Here is a 19,805-nt window from a genome sequence, read left to right on the forward strand (position 1 = left end):
GACGATTAGTTGTTCGGGTTCTTGATCAGCTCGTTCGATTGCGTCGGAGCTGGAGCACCCTGGATCATCGCGGCAGTCTTGCATTCGTCGGCCAGACGCGAGCTGTCCTTGTCGGAGAACAACATCGCCTTCGCCGGGATCACGACGAGGTCCATGCCGGAAGCGGCGTCGTGGAAGCGGTCGGCGCCCGTCGTCGTGGCTTCGCGCGGCAGGTTGTAGTTCTTGCTGCCCCAGTGCACGGTGACGATCTGGTCACGCTTCATGTCGCCCTTCAGGTCGAACGACAGGCCTTCGTTACACGACCACTTTTCAGCGCCGTCCGGCACCGCATCGACCTTGGCTTCCTTCGACGGATTGGCCTTGCGCTTGATCAGGCGGCGCTTCGGTGCCGGTGCTTTCGGCTTGGCCTTGGCGGTTGCCGCCGGCGCGCTGGTGCTCTGCGCGGACGCTTCAGGGACGGCGATCAGCATCGTCGTGGACAAAACACCGGCAACGGCGGCAATCAGCAGCTTGTTCATGGGAGAAAACCCTCTCTATCGTTTTTTGGTTAAACAGTTGACGGGTACTGGCAGCGCAACCGTCGGGATTGGACTCCACGCACTGTGACAAAGCGCGCAGCGGACGCTATTTTCTCCTATTTAGCGGCACGAACTTCAAATTCTCCGGGCCGGTGTAATTTGCACTGGGCCGGATGATCTTGTTGTCGATGCGCTGCTCGATGATGTGCGCGCTCCAGCCGGCCGTGCGCGCGATCACGAACAACGGCGTGAACATCGCCGTCGGCACGCCCATCATGTGGTACGACACCGCGCTGAACCAGTCAAGATTCGGGAACATCTTCTTGACGTCCCACATCACGCTCTCGAGCCGCTCCGCGATATCGAACAGCTTCAGGTTCGAGGCTTCCTTCGACAGCTTGCGCGCCACTTCCTTGATCACCTTGTTGCGCGGATCGGAGATCGTGTACACCGGGTGGCCGAAGCCGATCACGACTTCCTTGTTCTCGACGCGTTTGCGGATGTCGGCTTCTGCCTCGTCGGGGTGGGTGTAGCGCGATTGAATTTCGAAAGCGACTTCGTTTGCGCCGCCGTGCTTCGGACCGCGCAGCGCACCGATTGCACCGGTAATCGCCGAATACAGGTCCGAACCCGTGCCGGCGATCACGCGGCCAGTAAAGGTCGATGCGTTGAACTCATGCTCCGCGTACAGATTCAGCGACACATGCATCGCATCGACCCACGACTTCGACGGCGCAACGCCATGCAGCAGATGCAGGAAGTGCCCACCGATCGAATCGTCGTCGGTCTCGACCTCGATGCGCTTGCCGTTATGCGAGTAGTGATACCAGTACAGCAGCATCGAACCGAACGATGCCATCAAACGGTCGGCGATATCGCGCGCACCAGGCAGATTGTGGTCGTCCTTCTCGGGCAGCACGGTGCCGAGCACCGATGCGCCGGTGCGCATCACGTCCATCGGATGAGCCGAGGCGGGAATCCATTCGAGCGCGGCCTTCAGGTTTGCGGGCAAGCCGCGCAATGCCTTGAGCTTCGTCTTGTAGGCGGTGAGTTCGGCGGTATTCGGCAGCTTCTCGTGCACGAGCAGATAAGCGATCTCCTCGAACTCGCACGCACCGGCTATATCGAGAATGTCGTAGCCGCGGTAGTGCAAATCGTTGCCCGTGCGCCCGACGGTGCACAGAGCCGTATTGCCTGCCGTCACGCCCGACAGCGCAACGGATTTTTTCGGTTTGAAGCCGGCTGCGCCTGGTTGCGCGGCGGATTGCGGTGCTTCGCTCATCTCCTGCGATCTCCTTGTGGCCCTGCTCACTTCCTGTTGAACGGCACGTCGAGCTTCCGCCCGTACGCGTGACAGCCGATGCTTTCGGACAGCGCTTCGGCGCGGGTTGGCATTGTTCTCGCGGCGACCTTGTTCAGCATGCGGAACGGCTTCCGGTCATTCGTATTCATGACGTGCGCCCCTGCTGTGAACCTGCAGGCGCAAACAGTGGTGCAGCCTCGGCGGGCACCGTACGACCGGTCGAGCGCGCGCGGCGCAGCACCGACCAGTAGTAGCGATAGCTCGCGCGATCGTGCAGCGTGTCGTGGTAACGCGTCGGGCCCCACTGCGCGTGTTGCGCGGCGAGCAGGATATCGGCGGCGGTGGCGATTTCCTCGTCGCGCGGCGCAAACGCCGCAACGATGACCGGCACCTGGGCGGGGTGAATGCTCCACATCCGCGTATAGCCGAACTCGTTGCGCGCCCGCGCGGCATCGCTGGCGACCACGGTCATGTCACGTACTTCGGTCGACACGTTGTGCGACGGCACCTTGCCGTGCGCGTGACACGCCGCGGCGATTTCCAGCTTCGCGCGACGCACGAGCGGATGATCGAACTGGTCCGGCGAGCGCATCGCGCTGTCGGGAATCGCGCCGTCGTGCGCAGAGACGAAGTCCATCAAACCGAAGCTCAGCGCTTCGACACCGGGTAGCGCAGCGAGATCGAACGCACGCGCAAGCGCGCCATGCGTTTCGACCAGCAGTTGCACCGGCACGGGCTGGGCAATGCCGAGTTCGCGGCGGGTCGCTTCGATGAACGCGCACATTTCGGCGGCGTCCGGGACGTTGCGGACTTTCGGGAGCGTGATGTAGGCGGGCGCACGCTTTGCCGCGCGCAGGATGATGCGCACGTCGTCGCGCCAGTGCGGATGAGCGAAATCGTGAATGCGGACGCCGACGCGGCCGAAGCAGTCGTGCTCGCTGCCTGGAAACGACGCGACGAGTTCCGCGTGCTCCGCTTCGTGGCCGACCTGGGCACCGTCTTCGCAATCGAGCGTCACGTCGAACACCGCACCCAGCTCCTGCTGTAGCGCAAGCGATTTCAGCATCAGCTTCTCGCTGCCGGCGTAGTGATCGCAGGCAGGCAGAACGGCTGGGGGCGCTTCGCCGTCAAACAGCACTTCGGCGGGTGTGAGAGCGCGCATCGTCGGCGTCAGGAGCGTGGGTCGTCTTAGGGAGAAACCTGATTCGGGTGCGTTCTGAAGAAGCGCTGAGATGACACAGCGCGGTGGGCAAAACGCGCCCGGATCAGGCGCGAACCCGGCACACGACGATTCGAAAAAAACCGCCGTGCGCGAATTCGCAAATCAAAACCAGTTGCGTGAAAAAACCGGTGCCCGTCGTGCTGCAACGGGCCCAGCTTTGCCGCGCGGCTCGTAGCTATTAGCCGAGCAGATGCTGAACGCCGTCGCGCTCTTCGAGCAGCTCGTTCAGCGTGTGATCCATCTTCTCGCGTGCGAACGCGTCGATGGCCAGACCTTCCACGCGCTTGTATTCACCGTTTTCGCACGTGACGGGCACGCCGTAGACGATGTCTTCCGGAATGCCGTACGAGCCGTCCGATGGAATGCCCATCGTGACCCACTTGCCGTTCGTGCCGAGCACCCAGTCATGCACGTGGTCGATCGCCGCATTCGCCGCCGATGCCGCCGACGACAGCCCGCGCGCTTCGATGATCGCCGCGCCGCGCTTGCCGACCGTCGGAATGAACGTGTTGCGATTCCATTCGTCGTCGTTGATCAGCTTGGTGAGGTCCTGGCCTTCTGCCGTTGCGACGCGGAAATCCGGGTACATGGTCGGCGAGTGGTTGCCCCACACAGCCAGCTTTTCGATCGATGCGACCGGCTTGCCCGACTTCGCAGCCAGTTGCGACAGCGCACGGTTGTGGTCGAGACGCAGCATCGCGGTGAAGTTCTTCTTCGGCAGATCGGGTGCCGACTTCATGGCGATGTAGGCATTCGTGTTGGCCGGGTTGCCGACCACCAGTACCTTCACATCGCGGCTCGCGACTTCGTTCAGCGCCTTGCCTTGCACCGTGAAGATTTCGGCGTTTGCCGACAGCAGGTCCTTACGTTCCATGCCCTTCGAGCGCGGACGGGCGCCGACCAGCAGCGCGACATCGGCGTCCTTGAACGCGACCTTCGGGTCGTCGGTGACCACGACGCCCGCGAGCAGCGGGAATGCGCAGTCTTCGAGCTCCATCACGACGCCTTTGACGGCGCCTTGCGCCTGCGGCAGGTCGAGCAACTGCAGGATCACGGGCTGGTCTTTGCCGAGCATGTCGCCGTTCGCGATGCGGAACAGCAGGGAGTAACCGATTTGACCTGCGGCGCCGGTGACGGCAACACGCTTTGCGGGCTTAGCCATTGAAAATCTCCAGGACGATGCGTTAGTGCGTTAGACGCTAGGGAAAAACGCCATTTTATATGCGCGTTAGACAAAGCGTCGTTGAAACACGGCGGAATTCGCTGCGCGCGGGCTTGCGCTGAACCGGGCGGAAGCCGGGGAGCGCCGCTGCGCGGCCGTCGTGCCGGGTAATCTGTACAACCGAGCTGTGCAACCGGGCGGAGTGCGGGACGCTGTCGGTACCGTGGCGGCCGTTGCGCCTGCCGGCTCCTGCTACAGCGCGTTTCGGCGCGCGACCGGCGAGGCGCCGGCGGGCCAGTCGAAACCTGGACTGCATGAGAGAACAGCATGGTGCAGGGCGGCTTTTGGTGCGTGACAGCCATCGGGAAAAGCGCCGTACGACAACCCGCAAACCCTTGCTCGACAAGGAGTGTAGGATTCGGCAGACGCAAAGTCAACATTATCTTATGTCTTATATAAGACATAAGTATCGCCGGGAAAGGGCTGGACGCAAGATGGGCCTTTATGATGAAATGCGCGGATGACTTCGAACCAGGCGAGCACTGCGAATCCTATCGGCCCGGCGGGCTCAGGCGACGGCGTGCCCGCTGGCGCACCCACTTCTTCCGCGGGGGCCGCGCCTGCTGCTTCAGCACCCACCGCAGCCCACGCATTGCCCACCTCGCCGACCTTCAGCCCGCTGTATCAGCAGATCAAGGGGTTGATTACGCAGAGCCTCGAGTCGGGCGAATGGAAACCCGGCGAAATCATTCCCAGCGAAGTCGAACTGGCCGCCCGCTACAAGGTGAGTCAGGGCACCGTGCGCAAGGCAATCGACGAACTCGCCGCCGATAACCTGCTGGTCCGGCGCCAGGGCAAGGGCACTTTTGTTGCTACGCACAACGAAGACCGTGCCCAGTTTCGCTTCCTCAGATTGCTTGCCGATGACGGCGACGAACATCCGCACGTCAGCCGGCTGCTCGAATGCCGGCGGCTGCGCGCCCCGGCAGAAATTGCCCGCCAGCTCGATCTGAAGCCCGCCGATCCCGTCGTGCTGATCAAGCGCCTGCTGCAGTTCGATGGCGAAACTACGGTGCTCGACGAAATCTGGCTGCCAGGTGGCATGTTTCGCGGCCTCACGCTCGAGCGCCTGTCGGAGTACAAAGGGCCGCTCTACGCGATGTTCGAGACGGAGTTCGGCACGCGCATGATCCGCGCATCCGAGAAAATCCGCGCGGTGGCAGCCGATCCGGCCGTGGCCGAACTGCTGCACGTGCCGGCTGGTTTTCCGCTACTTTCGGTGGAGCGCGTGTCCTATACGTACGGCGATCGACCGGTCGAAGTGCGTCGTGGCTGGTATGTCACAACCGGGTATTACTATCAGAACGATTTGAGCTGACGATCTGGCTCAAGACAACGCGCGAGGACCTGTGCGAAGCACGCGCCAGGCCGCTCAAACACGCAATTGTTGCCCGCTCCGTAAAGCTCCTGCGCGGTTTTTCGCTGCAGCGCGATATGAAAAGGCGCTAAAATCGCGGACTAGTGTGACTACAAAGTAGGGGTCTAGCATGGCTGAAGCCGTAAAAAAACCGAGGCCGGAGTTCCGGAACATCGGTATCGGACAGATCTTGACGGCATACCGTCTCCCGCTAGCGGGGCGGGTGTCGATCCTGCACCGCCTGAGCGGTGGTCTGCTCTTCGTGTTCCTCCCGTTCCTGCTGTACCTCTTCTCGCAAAGCCTGACATCAGAAATCAGCTTCGAGTTGTTCAAGGATTTCCTCTCCAACATCGTCGTCAAGCTCCTCACGCTGGTTCTCGCGTGGGCCTTCCTGTTTCACTTCTGCGCCGGCGTTCGCCATCTGGTGATGGACACACACCGCGGCGTCACGAAGGAAGGCGGCAAGCAGACGTCGATCGTCGTGCTGGTTCTGTCGTCGCTACTCACCCTCGCTTTTGCAGCAAAACTCTTCGGAGTCTTCTAAAAAAATGGCATCCCACAATCGAATCGGCCCGAAGCGCCTCGTCGTCGGCGCGCATTACGGGCTGCGCGACTGGCTCGCGCAACGCATTACCGCTGTCGTGATGGCGGTCTACACCGTGATCCTGCTCGCATGGTTCTTCGGTGCGAAGGACTTCTCCTATGAAGGCTGGTCGTCGATCTTCGCCACGCAGTGGATGAAGCTCGCCACGTTCGTCGCGCTGCTGTCGCTGTTCTATCACGCCTGGGTCGGCATCCGCGACATCTGGATGGACTACATCAAGCCCGTCGGCACGCGGCTCCTCCTGCAGGCGCTGACGATCGTCTGGTTGCTCGCGTGTGCGGGCTACGCTGCGCAGATTCTCTGGAGAGTGTAAAAGAATGGCTGCAATCAAGAATTCTCTGCCGCGTCGCCGCTTCGACGTTGTCATCGTCGGTGCAGGCGGTTCGGGCATGCGTGCGTCGCTGCAACTCGCGCGCGCAGGCCTGTCGGTCTGCGTGCTGTCGAAGGTGTTCCCGACGCGCTCGCACACGGTCGCCGCGCAAGGCGGTATCGGTGCTTCGCTCGGCAACATGAGCGAAGACAACTGGCACTACCACTTCTACGACACGATCAAGGGTTCCGACTGGCTCGGCGACCAGGATGCGATCGAATTCATGTGCCGTGAAGCGCCGAATGCGGTCTACGAACTCGAACACATGGGCATGCCGTTCGACCGTAATGCCGACGGCACGATCTATCAGCGTCCGTTTGGCGGCCACACCGCGAACTACGGCGAAAAGCCGGTGCAACGTGCCTGCGCGGCAGCGGACCGGACCGGTCACGCGCTGCTGCACACGCTGTATCAGCAGAACGTCGCGGCGAAGACGCAGTTCTTCGTCGAATGGATGGCGCTCGATCTGATTCGCGACGCCGAAGGCGACGTGCTCGGCGTGACCGCGCTCGAAATGGAAACCGGCGACGTCTATATCCTCGAAGGCAAGACCACGTTGTTCGCCACAGGCGGCGCGGGCCGGATCTTCGCGGCATCGACGAATGCGTTCATCAACACCGGCGACGGTCTTGGCATGGCGGCCCGCTCGGGCATCGCGCTGCAGGACATGGAATTCTGGCAATTCCACCCCACCGGCGTGGCCGGTGCCGGCGTGCTGATTACCGAAGGCGTGCGCGGCGAAGGCGGCATTCTGCGCAACTCGGACGGCGAGCGCTTCATGGAGCGCTATGCACCGACGCTGAAGGATCTGGCGCCGCGTGACTTCGTCTCGCGTTCGATGGATCAGGAAATCAAGGAAGGCCGTGGCGTGGGTCCGAACAAGGACCATGTGCTGCTCGACCTGTCGCACATCGGCGCCGAGACGATCATGAAGCGTCTGCCGTCCATTCGCGAAATCGCGCTGAAGTTCGCGAACGTCGATTGCATCAAGGAACCGATCCCGGTTGTGCCGACCATCCACTACCAGATGGGCGGCATTCCGACGAACATCCACGGGCAGGTGGTGGGGACGTCGAAGGGTCACGAAGATCCGGTCAACGGTTTTTACGCAGTGGGCGAATGCTCGTGTGTGTCGGTGCACGGTGCGAACCGTCTCGGCACGAACTCGCTGCTCGATCTTGTGGTGTTCGGCCGCGCGGCCGGCAACCACATCGTCAAGCACGTGCGCGAGATCAAGGACCACAAGCCGCTGCCGGCCGATGCCGCCGAGTTCTCGCTGGCACGTCTCGACAAGCTCACGAAGTCGACGTCGGGCGAATACACGCAGGCCATCGCCGGCGACATCCGTGCATCGATGCAGGCGCATGCAGGCGTGTTCCGTACGTCGAAGCTGCTGGCCGAAGGCGTCGACAAGATCAAGGAACTGGCTGAGCGGGTGGAACACGTTCATCTGAAGGACAAGTCGAAGGTGTTCAACACGGCACGTGTCGAAGCGCTGGAACTGGCGAACCTGATCGAAGTGGCACGCGCCACGATGGTCTCCGCCGAAGCGCGCAAGGAAAGCCGCGGTGCGCACGCGCAGAGCGACTTCGAACATCGCGACGACGAAAACTGGCTGCGTCACACGCTGTGGTTCAGCGAAGGCGATCGCCTCGACTACAAGCCGGTGCATATGCAGCCGCTGACGGTCGAATCGGTACCGCCGAAAGCGCGGACGTTCTAAGCCCAAGCCAAATCAAAGGAACTGGAAATGGCCACGCGAATTTTTGAAATCTACCGCTACGATCCGGACAAGGATGCAGCGCCGCGCATGCAACGCTACGAGATCGAAATCGACTCGCACGAACGCATGCTGCTCGACGCGCTCATCAAGCTGAAGGCGGTCGACGAAACGCTGTCGTTCCGCCGTTCGTGTCGCGAAGGCGTGTGCGGTTCGGACGCGATGAACATCAATGGCAAGAACGGTCTTGCCTGCCTGACGAACCTCAACGACCTGCCGCACAAGATCGTGCTGCGTCCGCTGCCGGGGCTGCCCGTCGTGCGCGACCTGATCTGCGACTTCACGCAGTTCTTCAACCAGTACCACTCGATCAAACCGTACCTGATCAACGACACGCCGCCGCCGGAGAAGGAGCGTCTGCAGTCGCCGGAAGAGCGCGATGAGCTCGACGGTCTGTACGAGTGCATCCTGTGCGCGAGTTGCTCGACGTCGTGCCCGAGCTTCTGGTGGAATCCGGACAAGTTCGTTGGGCCGGCTGGCCTGCTGCAAGCCTACCGTTTCATCGCGGATAGCCGCGACGAAGCAACCGGCGAGCGTCTGGACAACCTGGAAGATCCGTATCGTCTGTTCCGCTGCCACACCATCATGAACTGTGTCGACGTGTGTCCGAAGGGTTTGAACCCGACGAAGGCGATCGGCAAGATCAAGGAATTGATGGTTCGCCGCGCCGTATAGCATGGAAGAAGCTTCGCACCAGTCCGACCCGCTTCGCCGCGCACGCCTTCGCTGGCGCGCCCGGCGCGGCTTGCTGGAAAACGATCTGATCTTCGAGCGTTTTTTCGGCAAATACGAGCATGACCTCAGCGATGCCGATGTCGGCGCCCTTACGCGCCTGCTCGAGCTGAGCGATAACGACCTGATGGACTTGCTGCTTGCACGCAAGGAACCGGAAGGCGAACTTGCTGACCCGGATGTCATACGGGTGCTGCAGCTGCTGCGTACCGTGTAAGCATCTCGAGTAGACGCACGCAGCGCAAGTAGCGCACGCGTGCGGTGCTGCCGGTGCTACCGGGCGTGCAGATTATCGAAACCCTGTTTCCATACTTCGATTGAGGATGTGCCATGACCCCGTCTGATGTAAAAGCCACGCTATCGTTCAGCGACAATTCGCCGAGCGTTGAAATGCCGATCTACAAGGGCACCCTTGGCCCGGACGTGATCGACATCCGCAAACTGTACGGCCAGACCGGCAAGTTCACGTACGACCCCGGCTTTATGTCGACGGCGTCGTGCAACTCGGCGATCACGTATATCGACGGGGACAAGGGCGAGCTGCTGTACCGCGGCTACCCGATCGACAACCTCGCGCAGAACGCCGACTTCCTCGAAACCTGCTTCCTGTTGCTGAAGGGCGAACTGCCGAACAAGCAGGAAAAGGACGAGTTCGTCGACACCGTCACGAAGCACACGATGGTGCACGAGCAGATGCAGTTTTTCTTCCGCGGCTTCCGCCGCGATGCACACCCGATGGCGATTCTGGTTGCCGCTGTCGGTGCGCTGTCGGCGTTCTATCACGACTCGCTCGACATCAATAACCCGCGTCATCGCGACGTATCGGCAATCCGCATGATCGCGAAGCTGCCGACGCTGGTTGCGATGGCCTACAAGTACAGCATCGGCCAGCCGTTCGTGTATCCGCGCAACGACCTGTCGTACAGCGCGAACTTCATGCGCATGATGTTCTCGAATCCGTGCGAGGAATATAAGGTCAACGACGTGCTGGTGCGCGCGCTCGACCGCATCCTGATCCTGCATGCGGACCATGAGCAGAACGCGTCGACATCGACGGTGCGGCTGGCGGGTTCGTCGGGTGCGAATCCGTTTGCGTGTATCGCGGCCGGTATCGCGTGCCTGTGGGGTCCGGCACACGGCGGTGCGAATGAAGCAGCGCTGAACATGCTTGAAGAAATCGGTTCGATCGACAACATTCCTGAGTTCATCAAGCAGGTGAAGGACAAGAACTCGGGCGTGAAGCTGATGGGCTTCGGTCACCGTGTGTACAAGAACTACGATCCGCGCGCGAAGCTGATGCGCGAGACGTGCTACGAAGTGCTGGAAGAACTGGGCCTGCATGACGACCCGCTCTTCAAGCTCGCGATGGAACTCGAAAAGATCGCGCTCGAAGACGAATACTTCGTGTCGCGCAAGCTGTACCCGAACGTCGATTTCTACTCGGGCATCGTGCAACGCGCACTGGGTATCCCGACGTCGATGTTCACGTGCATCTTCTCGATGGCGCGTACGGTGGGCTGGATTGCGCAATGGAACGAAATGATCGCCGATCCGGAACAGAAGATTGGCCGTCCGCGTCAGTTGTTCGTCGGTGAGACGTCGCGCGAAGCGAAGCCGATCGCGCAGCGCTAAAACGATAAGTAGCGGTAGCTGCAAAGAGAACGCCCCGACGGTGAAAGCCGTCGGGGCGTTTTTTATGGTGCGGTAGTTCGCGTAGGGACAAGACCGCGCTAGCGGCCTTGTCCCGTGTCCCTTACCACTGCATCGAGGCACCAATCCCGTATGCAGTCCCTGCCGAACTCGTACCGACCCCGGCGCGCATCTTGATGTTGTTCGTGATGCGCGCGGTCGCTCCCACAGCGACCGCCTGGTAGCCCTGGAAGGACCCGACGCCTACCCCCATCGAGAGCGATTTGCCTTGATCCACCTCCGGGATCATCGAGAGCGCGGTCGCGGCGGCAATACCCGAATAAGCGGTTCTTGCCGTGCTGTTGACGCTCTGCTGCAACTGGCCCACCGCCTGATTCGTGTAGTTATTCGCCTGACTGAGCGTGGCGTTGAGCTGGTTGAGGTTGACCGCGTCGGTGCCCTGCGTGCCGGCAGCCACATTCGTGACCTGGCGTTGCTGGTTCGCGCTGCCCATCGAAACGACGTTTGAACGGCCACCGTCATCCGAGCCGGCGCCGATTGCCACGGAATTGGAACCGGCTGTGACGTGCGGCTTGTCGGTGCCCTTGCCGTTCATGTCCGTTGCGACGCCGTTGTTGTTGGCCGCGGTCGTCGAGCTGTTGCTGATGCTGGTCGAGAGTGACGACACCTGGTTATTCACGCTGGTCGATAGCGAAGCGACGGTGTTGTTGGTGCTCGAGAGACCTGTCGATAGCGAGTTGACGCTCGTTTGAGTCGACGTAGACAGCGATGTCAGGTTGCTGTTGGTGGTGCTGAGACCGGTCGACAACGATCCGACTGCGGTCGACGTAGAGGTCGACAGCGAGGCGACGTTGGCGTTGGTGGCGCCCAGTCCCGTGGATAGCGAAGCGACCACGCTGTTGGTCGCGAACAACTGGCTGCCGTTGATCGCGTCGGTGCTGCTCGATGTGATCTGGCCGGCTGCGACGTTGGTGACCTGCCGTTCGTGATTCGGAGCGCCGACGCTGAACACGCCATCGGAATTGGCGCCCGCAAACCCACCGAAGAACAGCCCCCCGATCGTGACCGACGAGACGGGGGCAGAGGCTGGCGCAGTGACAGAGCCGTTACCGATGGCGACCGAGTTAGCAACGCTGGCGGTTGCGCCCAGGCCCATGGCGATCGAATTGCTGGCGCTGGCGGTCGCATTCTGACCGATGGCCGTCGAGTCGCTAGCATTGGCGGTCGAATTCAAGCCGATGGCGACGCTGTCTCCACCGCTCGCGACGCTGTCCGCACCAGTCGAGTTGGCATGGAAGTACTTGGTGCCCTTGTTACTGATGTTGTTGAGGGCGTCTCCGACGTTGTTATTGGACGTCGTCGAACCGTTGGCGTTGTAGGTGACATAAGTCGGCGGCGAGATCTTGCCGGTAGTCGAATCGTAGCTTGCACCACCACCCAACGCCGAGGCCGTGGAAGTACCCAGAGCGTTCGTATTGGTTGTGATGGAGCTGATGCCGGTGGACAACGAGCTAAGCCCAGTCGATGTCGAGGTCGACAGTGTCGTCAAGCTGCTGTTAGTCGAGCTCAGACCAGTGGACAGCGATGTGACGTTGCTCGTCAGGGTCTGCAGTCCAGTAGACGTCGACGTCGACAGCGAAGTGAGGTTGCTGTTCGTCGTGGACAGACCGCTGGATGTCGAGGTGGATAGCGACGCGACGGAGCTCGTGGTGGTCGACAGGCCGGTGGACAGCGAATTGATGCCGGTCGAAGCCGATGTCGAGAGCGACGTCAGGTTCAGGTTCGTGGTCGACAAGCCGGTGGACAAGGAGTTGATGCCGGTCGATGCCGACGTCGAGAGCGACACCACATTCGCGTTGGTAGTCGACAGACCGGTGGACAGCGAGTTGATGCCAGTCGATGCCGACGTCGAGAGACTACCGACGTTGCTGTTGGTCGTACTCAGACCAGTCGACAACGAATTCACACCCGTCGATAGCGAACTGATCCCACTCGACGTGGAACTCGACAGGCTCGTTACGTTGCTGTTGGTCGTACTCAGGCCGGTCGACAGCGAACTCACGCCCGTCGACAGCGAGCTGATCCCGTTCGATGTAGAACTCGACAGGCTCGTCACATTGCTGTTGGTCGTGCTGAGCCCAGTCGACAGCGAGGTGATGCCACTCGATGTGGAGCTCGACAGACTCGTCACATTGCTATTGGTCGTGCTCAATCCAGTAGACAGCGAATTCACACCCGTCGACAGCGAACCGATACCGCTCGACGTCGAGCTCGACAGGCTCGCGAGATTGCTATTGGTCGTGCTCAGACCGGTCGACAGACTGCTAAAGCCCGACGACAGGGTGCCGACGCCGGTCGACAGCGAGTTGACCGCGCCATTCGTCGCAAAGAGCTGCGAGCCGTTGATCGCATCGGTGCTGGTTCCTGTGATCCGGCCTGCAGCCACGTTGGTGATCTGGCGTTCCTTGTTCAGGTCACCCACCGATACCACGCCAACCGGCGCTCCCCCCGCGTAGGTAGAGGACTGCCCGCCAACCGTTCCGGTCGGCGTGGGATTGGCCGCCGCGGTGACAGAGCTGCTGCCCAGCGCCACGCTGTTCGCGGTACTGACCACCGCACCGTTGCCGATCGCCACGCCATTGGACACCGACGCGCTGGCATTCGGACCCAACGCCATCGCATTTACACCGGTCGCGCCGTCGTTGTTGAAATTGCCCTGTTGCGTGCCGTTGTCGTTAACGCTGTAGTAGTGCGTGCGCGTAGCCGACACGACGGTGGACAGGCTCGATACGTTGCTGCCCGTCGTGCTCAGTCCGGTGGACAACGACGTGATGCCCGTCGAGGTCGATGTGGACAACGTGTTCAGGCCGGTCGACAGCGAACCGATACCGGCCGAAGTCGTGGTCGACAGACTGGTGACACTGCTGGTCGTAGTGCTCAACCCGGTCGACAGGGTGTTGATACCGGTCGAAGTAGACGTGGAAAGCGAGCCGATACTCGTCGATGTCGAACTCGACAGGCTCGCGACGCTGGTGCTGGTCGTGCTCAGGCCGGTCGAAAGGCTGGTCACGCTGGCGGCCGTAGCGGTCGACAGCGATACCACGTTGTTCGCGACGCTGAACAACTCACTGCCGTTCACTGCATCGGTACTGGTCGAGGTTACGCGGCCTGCCGCGACGTTCGTGATCTGCCGCTCGGCGCCAGGTGCACCGACACTCACTACGCCGCCAGGCGTGGGGCCGGCGAATGGCCCGAAGGTGGTCGAACCGATCGTGACGTTGGCCACCGGGTTGGCAGCTGCGGTGACGGATTGCGCGCCCAACGCAACGGAGTTATCCGTTCCCGCGACCGCACCCGAGCCAAGCGCAACGGACAGGCTCCCAGACGCACGGGTCTGCGTGGTCGCATCGTAGTTGATGCCCGCGGTGCCAGTATTGTCCGAACCGATCGCGATGGAGCCTGTGCCCGAAGCAAGCGATGACTGGCCGACGGCAATGGCCCCCGCCCCGGATGCCCACGATACCGAACCCAGCGACAGTGAATAGTCACCATCCGCAGCGCTCTGCCGGCCGATGGCAATACCTGCGGCACCATTCGACAACGCGGCTGCTCCGATAGAAACGCTGCCATTCTGCAAGGCCGCGGCCGCGGGTCCCAACGCCACCGAGAGTGCGCCAGTGGCCGTCGTGTTAGCACCAATAGCCGTCCCGCCCGAACTGGTTGCCGAGGCATTGTCGCCAAGTGCCACACCGCAATTGGCCACGGTGAAATTGGCACCTGGAGTCGAGGTCGGAGAGTTACCTGGGTTCTTGCGATCAACCGTGGCGGAGCACGGTGTGGTTGTGTTGGTGATGATGACCTTTGCCGTACCGGCCGATTGCGTGCCGGATAGCGCAGTTTGTGTGGTCTGCGCAAGAGACGGAACCGCATACCCCAGCCCAAGCGCAGTCGCGATGCAAAACGCGATGCTATTCAGCCTGAGCGAACTCGGAGCAGGCGTCGCTGGTCCGTTGCCGGACAAAGCCGTTTCAGTGCCGGTTCGCTTGACCGCCGACTGATTGGGTTTCCCGTTTGACGAGGTGAGTTCTGACGCCGCAATCCAGGATTGAAGCGCGTCATTCCAGATAGAACGGTAGGCTCGATTCATGACTGAAATTTCCCTAAATCTCTAATAGAGGTTTTGAAAGGTTGAATATCTCCCCCGTATGTCCCGGCCTTAATCTAGTTGTACTGTTTAGTGAAAGCGTTATTCGAGGCGATGCGATACGTGCACCACGATCGAGCGTGGTGACGCGGTAATAAGGACGAAATCGCTCCGCGACGGCCGGTTTCCCGCGTCGACAGTCAGGTACAGCGCGCTGGCGTTTTCACGCCGCGCTCAGCCTGTGCCAAAGCTCAAAAGAGAAGGAATCGATCCGTCGATAAGCTGAAGGTCTGGCGCCAGATCCACAGGCCGTACGCCCGGCATCGCACGGCGTATCGGCAAAGTGTCAGGAACACTGCTTGGTCTGTAGAGGCACCGGCAAGATTGGTTAGTCGCGACTTACGCCATTTGGGTTACTCACTGCATTGCCAGCAAACACTGATTCAATCAACGCTGGGATGGTATCAGCGCCCGCAGCCGTGTCAATATAATTCGATATAACCCGTACATTTTGTGCGGTGTGCATTAACGCTTATTGATTCAAAAATGAAACAAAATGATCGCAAGGTTATTTGCATTAAATGCGCGGTGATTAAAGTCGCACCGTCAAATGGATAAATGCCAAGCTCTGAGGCGGCCAACTATCTGTCCGTTTCGGCCAGGCGCACACAAAAAAGGATGCCTGTTTCCTCGTTCGGTAAAAACAGGCATCCCGTCTGAATCCAGATTCAACCGATCGAGCTGTGCTTACCGATTGGGTCTTTCGCGCCTCCGGGATGCGGCGTACGCAAACCTCTTGCCAGTGAAGTTGGCCGCGTCTCGAGTCCCGCTGACGAACCGGGCGGCGGTACCTGCCCATGCGTTTCGAAGCAGCGTCGCCAGGCGCCTGGCGTCATGCCGCGCGCCGCGAGAAACTGTCGGTTGAAATTCGCGAGATTCGGGAAGCCGGCCTTCGCGGCGATGACCGCGACGGGCCACGCGGTATCGGTCAGTTGCCGGGCTGCATAGGCGATGCGCAAACGGCTCAGATATCGCCCGACGCTCTCGCCGACGTGCCGCACGAAGTAGCGGTGCAACGAGCGTTCCGACAGGTTGGCGACCGCACATAACTCTGCGACGCGCAGCGGTTCGCCGAACCGTCGATCGAGCAGATCGAGTACCCGGTTCAGACGCTCGGTTTCGAAGGCCGTGCCGGGTGCCACGCCGCCGTGAGCAGCCGGCGATGCGAGCGGTTGCGCCTGCGCTTCGGTGAGCGCGGCAAGCGTGTCGAGTACCGCCGCGAGCCGCGTGCGTGGTTCCGCATCGAGCAAGGCGGGTACGCGCGAACGCATCGCGGCAGTCGCGGCCTCGCTGAAATGAAGACCCGGTGCCGCGCGCCGCAGCAGCGAGCGCAGCGACGCGAATTCCGGACAGCAATCGGCGACGCGGCGCACCCAGTCGCCGCTGAACCACACGACGATCGCCACCTGCGGCTCATGTGCAACGGGGCTCTCGCTGGACGCCCACGTGTGCGGCATGTCGGGCGGAACGAGCACAAGATCGTCACACGCGTACTCGCCGATATGGTCGCCGACGAAGCGGCGGCCGCGGCTGTTCATCGTCAGCGTCAGTTCGTACTCGGGATGGTGATGCCATTCGAAAGGGATCTGCGCGATCTGCCGGCGATACACACGCACCGAACAGCCATCGGGGATCGTCACGCGTTCGTACTGGGGTTTTATCGGGATCGTCCGGCCGCCGGGGAGAGGGCGGCGAATGTCCGGATTGTATCGATGGTTGGCTGAAAAGTATGTCTGTGAGCACTGGAACGCTCCTAATCTACCTGCACGATAAACAACCACGATGAGACATCCGATGCCGTTCACCATCGACAATCTGCAGGACACGATCCGCACCACCCGGCGTTCGCTGCGCGCCGCGCTGCCCGACTACGCGCGCGTGTTTCGCGAAGTCGAAGGCGCGATCGCCGCCCAGGTCGATGCGATCCAGCGCGATCGCGCGCGCGGCGCCGACACGATTCCGGTGTTCGACTATGCGTCGATTGTCGCGAACGACGTCGATCCGCGCACCATTGCGCAACTGAAAACTCGCGGCGCGTGCGTCGTGCGTCGCGTGTTCGATCCGCAGCAGGCAAGCGACTGGAACGATGAACTCGGCGAGTACGTCGAGGGCAATCGTCTCGACGAGGTGCTTGCCCGTCGCGCCGAGGACCGATACTTCGGCACGCTGGCATCGAACAAACCGCTGATCTACGGCGTGTACTGGTCGAAGCCGCAGATCGCAGCGCGGCAGTCGGAGGCGCTCACACGCACACGGGTGTTTCTGAATCGCTTGTGGCGTGCGCATAGCGAAGGGCGCCAGCATTTCGATCCGGACGTCGTGCCCACGTACGCGGACCGGATTCGCCGGCGGCCGCCGGGTTCGGCATCGTTGGGGTTGTCGCCGCATGTCGACGGTGGATCGGTAGAGCGCTGGCTCGATCCGTACTATCGCAATGTGTATCGCCACGTGCTGTCGGGCAACTGGCGCGACTACGATCCGTACGACGCGGCGTTCCGGCCGGACGTGCAGGAGATTGCGTCGCCTGCGGTGTGTTCGATGTTCCGTACGTTCCAGGGCTGGACCGCGTTGACGCCGCAAGGTCCCGGCGACGGCACGTTGCAACTGATCCCGATTGCGAATGCGATGGCCTGGGTTCTGCTGCGCGCGCTGCAGGACGACGTGCCCGACGATTCGCTATGTGGCGCGCAACCGGCGCGCGCGTTGTCGGTGATGCCCGAGTGGCATGCGCTGTTGCTCGAAGCGGTGACACCCATTCCGCAGATGCAGCCAGGAGACGCCGTGTTCTGGCACAGCGACGTCGTGCATTCGGTCGAAGACGTACATAGCGGTACCGGCTACAGCAACGTGATGTACATCGCGTCGGCACCGGGCTGCGCGAAAAACGATGCCTATCTGCAGCGGCAGTTACCGGCTTTCCTGCGCGGCGAGAGCCCGCCCGATTTTCCCGCCGATCACTTCGAAACCGACTTTGCAGGGCGCGCCGAAGAGCGCGATCTGACAGCACTGGGGCGAGCGCAACTCGGCCTCGATTGACGAGAGCAGACGAGAACAACGCAGCGGCAGGGTCGTCGTGCAGTGACGGGTAACGCCGATACAGGTATCGGAAGTACTACCCAACTCACTGTTTTTTATCGGTTTTTCGCTTGGCGGGTCAGCAAAACAGAAGGGCTGCGTGGCATAATCGACCGACACGGACAGCAGGCAATTTCCAGCGAAATCAGCGTGCGAAGTCCGCAGTGACGTCATTACTACCCGCATACCATGGCACAGACCCTCTACGACAAATTGTGGAACACCCATGTGGTCCACACGGAAGACGATGGCACGACGATTCTCTACATCGACCGTCACCTGCTGCATGAAGTCACGAGCCCGCAGGCGTTCGAAGGGCTGAAGCTGGCCGAGCGTCCGGTATGGCGCATCAGCGCGAATCTCGCGGTCTCCGATCACAACGTCCCCACTACCGATCGTTCCCACGGCATCGCCGATCCCGTCTCGAAGCTGCAGGTCGATACGCTCGATTCGAATTGCGACGCGTACGGCATTACGCAGTTCAAGATGAATGATCTGCGTCAGGGCATCGTGCATATCATCGGACCGGAGCAGGGCGCGACGTTGCCGGGCATGACGATCGTTTGCGGCGACTCGCACACGTCGACGCACGGTGCGTTTGGCGCGCTCGCGCACGGCATCGGCACATCGGAAGTCGAGCACGTGCTCGCCACACAGACGCTGCTGCAGAAGAAGAGCAAGAACCTGCTCGTGAAGGTCGAAGGGCCGCTGCCGCGCGGCTGTACCGCGAAAGACATCGTGCTCGCGATCATCGGCAAGATCGGTACCGCGGGCGGCACGGGTTATGCGATCGAGTTCGGCGGTTCGACGATTCGCGCGCTGAGCATGGAAGGCCGCATGACCGTGTGCAACATGGCGATCGAAGCGGGCGCGCGCGCTGGCATGGTCGCTGTCGATGACACGACGATCGACTACCTGAAGGGCCGTCCGTTCTCGCCGCAAGGCGTCGAGTGGAACCAGGCCGTCGAATACTGGAAACAGTTCAAGACCGATGACGGCGCGCAGTTCGATCGCGTGGTCGAACTGAATGCCGCCGAGATCGTGCCGCAGGTTACGTGGGGTACGTCGCCGGAAATGGTTACGCCGATCGACGGCCGCGTGCCGGATCCCGAGCGCGAGAAGGACCCGGTGAAGCGCGGTGCGATCGAACGCGCACTGCAATACATGGCGCTCGAGCCGAACCTGCCGATCGAATCGATCAAACCCGACAAGATCTTTATCGGCTCGTGCACGAATGCGCGCATCGAAGATCTGCGCGCCGCGGCCTACGTCGTGAAGAAACTGGGCCGGCGCGTCGCGCCAAGCATCCGCCTTGCGATGGTGGTGCCGGGCTCGGGTCTCGTGAAGGCGCAGGCCGAACGCGAAGGGCTCGACAAGATCTTCACCGACGCCGGCTTCGAATGGCGCGAGCCCGGTTGCTCGATGTGTCTCGCGATGAACGCCGACCGGCTCGAGCCGGGCGAGCGCTGCGCGTCGACGTCGAACCGTAACTTCGAAGGGCGCCAGGGCGCGGGCGGTCGTACTCATCTGGTCAGCCCGGCGATGGCAGCGGCGGCAGCCATCGAAGGACACTTCGTCGATATTCGCAAGCTGGGATGAGCGCCATGAAAACATCGACACTCTGGCGTCGTGCCGCACTGCTGGCGTTGACCGGCATGCTGCTTGGACTGGCGGGTTGCAATACGGTCGCAGGCTTTGGCCAGGACATGGACGACGCCGGACACGCAATCAAGAAAGCAGCCGATTAATGCAACGCTGCCGTGCCGCA

17 protein-coding genes are annotated in these 19,805 nt (G+C 61.6%); 10 read left to right on the plus strand and 7 right to left on the minus strand.

Annotated elements, in window-relative coordinates:
- Window positions 1–5 precede the first annotated feature (5 nt).
- From BWP39_RS28305 to BWP39_RS28320, 5 genes are all read right to left on the minus strand, one after another.
- Window positions 6–518, minus strand: a complete 513-nt coding sequence (locus BWP39_RS28305) for a hypothetical protein (protein WP_096725519.1) — start codon at window positions 516–518, stop codon at window positions 6–8.
- Window positions 519–624: 106 nt separating this feature from the next.
- Window positions 625–1,800 (minus strand): bifunctional 2-methylcitrate synthase/citrate synthase, encoded by a 1,176-nt coding sequence (gene prpC, locus BWP39_RS28310; protein ID WP_096725520.1) that lies wholly within the window; start codon window positions 1,798–1,800, stop codon window positions 625–627.
- 26 nt (window positions 1,801–1,826) lie between these two features.
- Window positions 1,827–1,970, minus strand: a complete 144-nt coding sequence (locus BWP39_RS31805) for a hypothetical protein (RefSeq protein ID WP_157915192.1) — start codon at window positions 1,968–1,970, stop codon at window positions 1,827–1,829.
- Entirely contained in the window at window positions 1,967–2,983 is a 1,017-nt protein-coding gene (locus BWP39_RS28315; protein WP_096725521.1) for an HpcH/HpaI aldolase/citrate lyase family protein, read from the minus strand. The genes BWP39_RS31805 and BWP39_RS28315 overlap by 4 nt, the downstream gene beginning before the upstream one ends.
- Window positions 2,984–3,221: 238 nt before the next feature.
- Window positions 3,222–4,205, minus strand: coding sequence for a malate dehydrogenase (locus tag BWP39_RS28320; RefSeq protein ID WP_096725522.1), 984 nt, complete (start codon window positions 4,203–4,205; stop codon window positions 3,222–3,224).
- A gap of 520 nt (window positions 4,206–4,725) precedes the next feature.
- Between BWP39_RS28320 and BWP39_RS28325 the strand changes: the two genes are divergently transcribed.
- The 7 genes from BWP39_RS28325 (at window position 4,726) to gltA (ending at window position 10,740) form a co-directional block, all read left to right on the plus strand.
- Window positions 4,726–5,583 (plus strand): GntR family transcriptional regulator, encoded by an 858-nt coding sequence (locus BWP39_RS28325; protein WP_096725523.1) that lies wholly within the window; start codon window positions 4,726–4,728, stop codon window positions 5,581–5,583.
- Between the two features lie 169 nt (window positions 5,584–5,752).
- Window positions 5,753–6,166: a succinate dehydrogenase, cytochrome b556 subunit gene (gene sdhC / locus BWP39_RS28330; protein WP_096725524.1), complete on the plus strand. Its 414-nt coding sequence runs from the start codon at window positions 5,753–5,755 to the stop codon at window positions 6,164–6,166.
- A gap of 4 nt (window positions 6,167–6,170) precedes the next feature.
- Window positions 6,171–6,539, plus strand: coding sequence for a succinate dehydrogenase, hydrophobic membrane anchor protein (sdhD, locus tag BWP39_RS28335; protein WP_091012488.1), 369 nt, complete (start codon window positions 6,171–6,173; stop codon window positions 6,537–6,539).
- 4 nt (window positions 6,540–6,543) lie between these two features.
- The gene (sdhA, locus tag BWP39_RS28340) at window positions 6,544–8,319 is read left to right on the plus strand and encodes a succinate dehydrogenase flavoprotein subunit (protein ID WP_096725525.1); all 1,776 of its coding nucleotides are present in this window, start codon (window positions 6,544–6,546) and stop codon (window positions 8,317–8,319) included.
- 27 nt (window positions 8,320–8,346) lie between these two features.
- Entirely contained in the window at window positions 8,347–9,051 is a 705-nt protein-coding gene (locus BWP39_RS28345) for a succinate dehydrogenase iron-sulfur subunit (protein ID WP_091012494.1), read from the plus strand.
- Window position 9,052: 1 nt separating this feature from the next.
- On the plus strand, window positions 9,053–9,325 hold the full coding sequence (locus tag BWP39_RS28350) for an FAD assembly factor SdhE (RefSeq protein WP_091012496.1): 273 nt from the start codon (window positions 9,053–9,055) through the stop codon (window positions 9,323–9,325).
- Window positions 9,326–9,438: 113 nt separating this feature from the next.
- Window positions 9,439–10,740 (plus strand): citrate synthase, encoded by a 1,302-nt coding sequence (gene gltA, locus BWP39_RS28355; RefSeq protein WP_096725526.1) that lies wholly within the window; start codon window positions 9,439–9,441, stop codon window positions 10,738–10,740.
- A gap of 121 nt (window positions 10,741–10,861) precedes the next feature.
- On the opposite strand, the gene BWP39_RS31645 is transcribed toward gltA, so the two are convergent.
- Both BWP39_RS31645 and BWP39_RS28395 read right to left on the minus strand, forming a co-directional pair.
- Window positions 10,862–14,905: a beta strand repeat-containing protein gene (locus BWP39_RS31645; protein ID WP_133116959.1), complete on the minus strand. Its 4,044-nt coding sequence runs from the start codon at window positions 14,903–14,905 to the stop codon at window positions 10,862–10,864.
- A gap of 725 nt (window positions 14,906–15,630) precedes the next feature.
- Window positions 15,631–16,623, minus strand: coding sequence for a helix-turn-helix domain-containing protein (locus BWP39_RS28395; RefSeq protein WP_096726229.1), 993 nt, complete (start codon window positions 16,621–16,623; stop codon window positions 15,631–15,633).
- A gap of 133 nt (window positions 16,624–16,756) precedes the next feature.
- Here BWP39_RS28395 and BWP39_RS28400 point away from each other — a divergent pair, with 133 nt between their 5' ends.
- The 3 genes from BWP39_RS28400 to BWP39_RS28410 all read left to right on the plus strand — a co-directional run bounded on the left by BWP39_RS28400 (window position 16,757) and on the right by BWP39_RS28410 (window position 19,785).
- Window positions 16,757–17,998, plus strand: coding sequence for a DUF1479 domain-containing protein (locus BWP39_RS28400; protein WP_096725530.1), 1,242 nt, complete (start codon window positions 16,757–16,759; stop codon window positions 17,996–17,998).
- Between the two features lie 228 nt (window positions 17,999–18,226).
- Window positions 18,227–19,636, plus strand: coding sequence for a 3-isopropylmalate dehydratase large subunit (gene leuC, locus BWP39_RS28405; protein ID WP_096725531.1), 1,410 nt, complete (start codon window positions 18,227–18,229; stop codon window positions 19,634–19,636).
- A 5-nt stretch (window positions 19,637–19,641) separates the two neighbouring features.
- Window positions 19,642–19,785, plus strand: a complete 144-nt coding sequence (locus BWP39_RS28410) for an entericidin A/B family lipoprotein (protein ID WP_096726230.1) — start codon at window positions 19,642–19,644, stop codon at window positions 19,783–19,785.
- Window positions 19,786–19,805: the final 20 nt, after the last annotated feature.

Origin of the sequence: Paraburkholderia acidicola, assembly GCF_002362315.1 — a bacterium.
GTDB classification, from domain to species: domain Bacteria; phylum Pseudomonadota; class Gammaproteobacteria; order Burkholderiales; family Burkholderiaceae; genus Paraburkholderia; species Paraburkholderia acidicola.